Origin of the sequence: Actinomadura fibrosa (assembly GCF_900659615.1) — a bacterium.
GTDB classification, from domain to species: domain Bacteria; phylum Actinomycetota; class Actinomycetes; order Streptosporangiales; family Streptosporangiaceae; genus Spirillospora; species Spirillospora fibrosa.
In genome coordinates, this window is the sequence record NZ_CAACUY010000392.1 from 1 (window position 1) to 5,780 (window position 5,780).

Below are 5,780 nucleotides of genomic sequence, written 5' to 3' on the forward strand. Positions count from 1 at the left end.
TCGGCGGGCAGTTCGCGCTCCACGCGCTGTTCGCGGGCGCGACGGACCCGATGCTCCACCACGTCGGCGGCGCGGACGCCGCGCATCCCGGCGGCGGCGCCGCAGGCGGCGAAGGGGCCCGGCCCGTTCTACTGGATCGTCAGCGTCAAGACGGGCAAGGTCGTCATGAGCTACAACGAGACCAAGGACGTCGGCGCCGCGATGGTGCAGGCCGTCCAGGGCAACCTGGGGGCCCAGCACTGGAAGGTGAACGGGTCCGGGACGGCCCGCCAGCTGGAGAACCGGAACTCGCACCTGTGCCTCGCCGCCACCGGCTACAACGGCCTGGTGCGGCAGTACAGCTGCGGTACGCTGGACGGCTCCATCACCTGGCACGCCTCGAACTACGACGACATGTGGGCCGGGAACCCGATCACCTGGAGCAGCTACTTCGTCGGCCAGTGCCTGGAGGCCTACGGCTCCACGTTCCGGACGGCCGACTGCAACGGCACCACCGCCCAGCAGTTCCGCCTCTCGTACGTCCCGGGGACCTGACCGCCCTCCGAGGCGAGCGCCGGCCGGGGCCCGGAATCCCGCCCCGCCCGGCGCGCCTCCGGCCGGCGCGCCTCCGCCCGGCGTGCTCCCCACCGCCGGGCGGTGGGGTTTGTCGGTGGGGTCGCGTTTAATCGAGGGGTGGATGTTGCGAAGCGCATTGGCGAGCTGAGTGCCGAGGTCAAGCGGCTGAACGACCTGTACTACGGCAAGGGCGACAGCCCGCTGCCGGACGCCGACTACGACGCCCTCAAGGACGAGCTCGCGGCGCTCGTGGCCGAGCATCCCGAGCTGGAGCCGGCCGACAGCCCGCTCGGCCGGGTCAACGCGCCCGCGGAGCTGACCGGGCCGACCGTGCGGCACGCGCGCCCGATGCTGTCGCTGGCGAAGGCGACGGGGGAGGAGCAGATCGCCGCGTTCTGCGCGCGGTTCGGCGGCCAGGTCTTCCGGGTGTCGGAGAAGCTGGACGGCCTCTCGCTCAGCATCGTCTACGTCGACGGCAGGCTCGACTACGTCGCCACGCGCGGCACCGGCGCGGTCGGCGAGCTGGTGACCGAGAAGGTGAAGCACGTGATCCCGGGCCTGCCGGCCGGGATCGCGGAGCCGGGACGGGTCGAGGTCCGCGGCGAGGCGGTGATGCTCCGGTCGGTGTGGGCCGCCTACAACGAGGCGCATCCGGACAAGACGCTGACCAACCCGCGGTCGGGCGCCGCCGGGACGCTGGTGCTCAAGGACCCCGAGGCCGCCGCCGAGGCCAAGCGGCTGCTGCGGTTCTTCGCGTTCGGCGCCGACCGGAACGGCGCCGCGCTGGACATCCCGGAGGGTTTCGAGCCGGTCGCCCAGTACGTGTGCGCGAGCACCGACGAGGTCCTCGACGCGATCCGCGAGATCGGCGACCGCCGCGACGGGCTGGACTACGACATCGACGGCGCGGTCGTGCGGCTGCACGAGCCCGCGGCGTTCGACGCGGCGGGCTTCAACAGCGCCGAGCCGCGCGGGGCGATCGCGTTCAAGTACCCGCCCGAGGAGAAGCTGACGAAGCTCCTGTCGGTCGAGTGGCCGGTCGGCAAGATCGGCCGCGTCCCGCCGCGGGCCAAGGTCGCGCCGGTGTTCGTCGGCGGGGTGACGGTGGAGAACATCACCCTGCACAACCCGCGGCTGATCCGCGAGCGCGACCTGCGGATCGGCGACACGGTCGCGGTCGTGCGGCGCGGGGACGTGATCCCGTTCGCGGGCCGGTCGCTGCCGGAGGAGCGCGACGGGAGCGAGCTGGAGATCGTCCCGCCGGCGCACTGCCCGTCGTGCGGCGGTGAGCTGGAGGTCCGCGGCACGGGCGAGGAGCGCTGGTGCGTGAACCTCCAGTGCCCGGCGCAGGCGACGCGGCGGCTGATGCACTGGGCGTCGCGGCAGGCGGCCGACATGGAGGGCGTCGGCGACACCTGGATCGAGAAGCTCGCCGAGGACGGCGTGCTCAGGCGCCGCAGCGACTTCTACGACCTGACGGCCGAGCGGCTCCTCGGCTACGAGCGGATGGGCGAGGTCAGCGCCCGGAACATGGTCGACTCGATCGCCGCGTCCAAGGGGATGGGGCTGCGGCGCGCGCTGATCGGGCTGGCGATCCCGATGGCGTCGGAGGGCACCGCCAAGCGGCTGTGCCTGGCCGGCTACGAGCGCATCGAGGACGTCGCGGCGGCCACCGCCGACGACCTGGTCGCCATCCGCGACATCGGGCCGAAGGCCGCCGAGAGCATCGTGGCCTTCTTCGCCCGCCCGGAGGTGCGGGAGGAGATCGCGGCGCTGCGCGAGCGGGGCGTGAACCTCGACGTGCTGGACGAGGACCGGCCGGTCGACGCGGCCGCCGCGGGCGACTCGCCGCTCAAGGGCAAGGCGGTCGTGATCACCGGCGCGTTCACCGACCCGCGCTCGGGCGCCAAGATCAGCCGCCCGGACGTCACGCGCCTGGTCGAGCAGGCGGCCGCGACGACGGCGTCCTCGGTCTCGGCCAGCACCGACTACCTGCTCGCGGGCGACAACGTCGGCGCCGCCAAGACCACCAAGGCCGAAAAGCTCGGCGTCACCGTCGTCGACCAGGACCAGCTGTGGCGCTGGCTCGCCGAGGCGGGCGTCATCTGACGGGGGGAAGGCGGCGCCGCCGCGACCACGCGGGCGGTGCGGGCGTCGCGCTGACCGGCGGCCGGGCCCGGCCACGCATGTCAGTGGTTTCCACGATGTGACGCCGTGACTACTCCGCGCACTCTTGGGGCTCAGTCCCGCGGCCGACAAGGAGCGGCAGGGGAGAGAGAACCTGGAGGAGCTCGATGGCGAGCGAAGGCATATTCCGGTTCATGACCGTGCGCCCGGCGCGCAAGCAGCCGGTCCCGGCGGGGCTGCCGATCATGGTCGACACGTCCGAGCTGCACCGGCGGCTCGCCGCCGCCGCGGCGGACGGCGCCGGCCGGGCGCGGCTCCGGGAGGTCGCCGGCGAGCTGAGGCGAGAGCGCGCGGCCCGGCGCGCCGCCGGCCTGGACGCCGCTCCGCTGCGCGCCTGGTTCTACGCGAACCAGGACGGTCCGCTGCACGAGGCCGACCTCGACGGCTGCGTCGCGCGTGCGTACGGGCGGTCCCTCGCCGAACTGGTCGAAGGCGCGGACTTCGCCGAGGCCCGGGCCGAGCTGAGCGACCGGCTGCTGACGGCCGCGCTCCTGGGCGACCCCGCGGGCACCGCCGAGCAGGACCTCCTCGACGCCAAGCTCCTCGGGCTGGCCGCCACGGCGGACGCGCACGGACGCGACGGGTCGCTCGGGGACGTCGTGAACGTCCCGGCGTCGCTGCCGGACTTCTTCGCGCAGCTCCCGCCGGCCCCGGATCCGGTGCCGGCGCCGCCCGTCCCGGCGGAGCCCGACGACGAGGCGGCGGCCTGGTCGGACGACCTGAGCCGGGCGCACCGGGAGTTGCTCAGGCTGGTCACCGACGGCGGGCAGTTGGTGTTCTCGTCGGTGACCGCGGCGGCGGAGCCGGGCGCCGCGGCGGACCCGCCGGAGACGGACGGCGCCGAGCCGAGGCTGTCCGCCGCCGCCGTGGCGGGGCTGAGCGAGCGGACGCGCGCCGTCCTCGACCGGCTCGGGCTGCTCGCCGACGACCTGCGGCCGTTCCGGGCGATCCCCGCGATCGAGGCCGAGCTGCACCACGCGGCGGGCCGGGTCGCGGTCGGCGACCACCCGGCCGGGACCCTGGCCTTCGACGGCGGCGAGATCGACCTGCACCGGTTCCACCGGGCCGTCGGCGCCGGGGAGCGGGGGCTCGCCGCCGAGCCGCCGCCGCCCGCGCCGCAGCACTCCGCCGCCGGCCTGGCCGACCTGCTGGTCGTGCGGCAGAAGATCAAGGCGTACGAGCTGGGCGAGTTCGCCCACGTCGAGAACGTGATGACGGGCGAGACCCGGGACCGCTCGACCCGCCGGCTCACCCAGGTGGAGGTGACCACCGAGGACGAGACGGAGACCGAGACCGAGAAGGAGCGGGACCTCCAGTCGACCGAGCGCAGCGAGCTGCAGAACGAGGCGGAGAAGCACGTCAAGAGCCAGCTCGACATCGAGGCCGGGTTGCAGGTCAGCGGCAGCTACGGCCCGGCGGCGTCGTTCTCCTCCAGCGTCAAGGCCGGGAGCTCGTCGTCCACCGAGGAGTCGCAGCGCAAGGCCTCGTCGTTCTCGCAGGAGGTGACGCAGCGGACGGCGGAGAAGGTGCGCGAGCGCGTCCGCAGCCTCGTCCGGCGGCGGACGCTGGAGGAGTTCGAGGAGACCAACCGGCACGCGTTCACCAACGGGCTCGCGAAGCACGTCCGCGGCGTCTACCGCTGGCTGAACAAGGTCTACGACGCGCAGGTCTTCAACTACGGCCAACGGTTCATGTTCGACTTCGTGGTGCCGGAGCCCGCGGCGTACTTCCTGTACGGGCTGGTGGAGAACCCGCCGCGCGACAGCGAGCTGGTGAAGCCGCAGGCGCCGACGGGCCCGGACGGGCAGCCGCTGCGGCCGTCCCAGCTGACCCGCGGCAACTACACTGAATACGTCGCCCGGTACCGCGTCGCCAACGCGCCCGCCCCGCCGCCGTCGATCCGCACGGCGACCTTCTCCGACAAGCAGGACGGCACCACCACGACGAACTTCGGCCGCGCCGGCAAGATCGACATCCCGGAGGGGTACGCGGCCAAGACCGTGACCGTGCAGGCCACCCACCTGTTCGAGGGCGGGCTCCACAACTTCCACATCGTCGTCGGCGGCCAGCTGTACGTCTACACCGACATCTTCGGCGCGAAGAGCGGCACGGCGAGCGGCGAGAAGGAGATCTCCATCTCGATCGCCGTGACGGCGCTGTGCTGGTCGGTCGGCGTGGACGTGGAGTGCGTGCTCACCCCGGAGGCGGAGGCCCGGTGGCAGCAGTCGGTGTACGACGCCGTCATCGCCGCCTACCAGCAGCAGCTCGCGGAGTACAACGAGCGGGCCGCGCAGCGCGAGCTCCAGCGCAGCACGAACCAGCAGTTCGGGCGCAACCCGCTCGTCAACCGGCGGGTGGAGCGCGACGAGCTGAAGAAGTGGGTCGTCATGATGCTGACCAAGAAGGCCGACCTCAACCTCGACTCGTTCAAGGCGCCGGTGCCCGGCAGCCCGCCCGAGCCCGTCCTGGACCTCGACAAGGCCAACGCCAACGGCGCCTTCATCCGGTTCCTGGAGAACGCGTTCGAGTGGCAGAACATGCTCTACGTCTGCTACCCGCACCTGTGGGGCCGGCGGGCGCGGTGGATCTCCGCGCTGAACATCACCGACCCGGACGCCGACTTCGCCGCGTTCCTGCGCGCCGGCGCCGCGCGGGTGCAGGTCCCGGTCCGGCCCGGGTTCGAGAGCGCGGTCGCCTACTTCGTCTACACGGGCAACATCTGGGACGGCAACGACGTGCCGCGCATCAACGACGACCTGTACGTGCCGATCATCGACGAGATCACCACCAACCTGGGCAAGCTCGACAACGGCGTTCCGTATCCGGCGAACTCCAAGCCCTGGGAGGTGATCATCCCCACCGACCTGGTGCTGGTTCAGGACGTCTCCGACGTGCCGCCGCTGCGGGACGCGCTGAAGCCCGGCGCCACGGTGGCGTTCGCCGGGAACGGGCACGCGCCCGCGGCGGACGCGCCCGCCCTGGACGCGCCGGACGGCGACGCCCCCGACGGCGACGCCCCCGCCGCGCCCGAGCCCGAG

Annotated in this window: 3 protein-coding genes; all 3 read left to right on the top strand. The window is 73.1% G+C overall.

The features are described 5' to 3' along the window. The coding region (locus tag E1300_RS46930) for an RICIN domain-containing protein (RefSeq protein WP_165503315.1) at positions 1 to 534 on the top strand (534 nt) is incomplete at its 5' end. Between the two features lie 138 nt (positions 535 to 672). Further along, complete coding sequence (gene ligA / locus E1300_RS46935) at positions 673 to 2,664, top strand: NAD-dependent DNA ligase LigA (protein WP_131763740.1); 1,992 nt, start codon at positions 673 to 675, stop codon at positions 2,662 to 2,664. A 212-nt stretch (positions 2,665 to 2,876) separates the two neighbouring features. Further along, positions 2,877 to 5,780 (top strand): hypothetical protein (locus E1300_RS46940; RefSeq protein WP_131763741.1); only part of this gene is annotated, 2,904 nt, incomplete at its 3' end.